Raw genomic sequence first — 826 nt, 5'->3', positions numbered from 1 at the left:
GCCCCGCCCCGGCCGGTGCCCGGCGCCGGCCCCGCAGCGGGCTTCGGCCCGCACCGGGCGCCATGCGCCGATTCCGGTCCTGCCCCTGCGCGGCCCCCGGAGCTCAGTGGGGTCGGGCGGGGGAGCCGGGGGTGGGGCGGGGGTACGTACGGGACTGCTTGACGCTGCCGTACGCGAAGCTCGACTCGATCGAGGCGATCCCGGGAATGGCGTGGATCCGGTGGCGCACCAGGGCCTCGTACGCCGCGAGGTCCTCGATCACGACCCGGAGCAGGTAGTCGCTGCTGCCCGCCATCAGGTAGCAGTCCTGGATGTGCTCGATGACGGCGACGTGCTCCTCGAAGAGCCGGACCGCCTCCGCCGTGTGCCGTTCCAGGCGGATGCGGACGAACACGGTGATCGGCAGCCCGAAGGCGACCTGGTCCACGACGGCCGTGTAGCCGCGGATCAGTCCCGCCTCCTCCAGCCGCCGCACCCGCCGCAGGCAGGGGGAGGGGGACAGCCGGACGCGGTCGGCGAGGTCCTGGTTGGACAGCCGCCCGTCGGCCTGCAATTCCCGGATGATCTGCAGATCGACTGCGTCCATGGGCGCTCCTTGGCAGATTCTGCCCCAAACGTACGTCCGAGAGGCAGAACTAGCAATCGGCTGCCCCGCCCGAAGCCCTAGCGTTGCCGGGGTAAGCGATGACGGGTCCGTAAGAGGCGGGAGCCACCTTCTTGGCCGCGATGAACACCGTGGGGACGGCCGCGCCCCCCGCCCCCGCCCCCCCGCTCTTTTACACATCCGACGCCGCCCGCGAGCCTCACCCGTCGCGGCGCTATCGCT

General features: G+C 72.0%; 1 protein-coding gene. It reads right to left on the bottom strand.

Features of this window, described 5'->3' with window-relative positions; genetic code table 11:
* Positions 1-103: 103 nt before the first annotated feature.
* On the bottom strand, positions 104-586 hold the full coding sequence (locus GPJ59_RS36620; protein ID WP_219672402.1) for an Lrp/AsnC family transcriptional regulator: 483 nt from the start codon (positions 584-586) through the stop codon (positions 104-106).
* Positions 587-826 lie beyond the last annotated feature (240 nt).

The organism is Streptomyces bambusae (assembly GCF_019400985.1).
Classification (GTDB): Bacteria; Actinomycetota; Actinomycetes; order Streptomycetales; family Streptomycetaceae; genus Streptomyces; species Streptomyces bambusae_A.
This window is presented reverse-complemented; position numbering and strand designations above follow the sequence as displayed.

Coding starts and splice junctions, on each gene's coding strand:
- GPJ59_RS36620 (WP_219672402.1), bottom strand. CDS start 586: ATGGACGCAGTCGATCTGCAGATCATCCGGGAATTGCAGGCCGACGGG.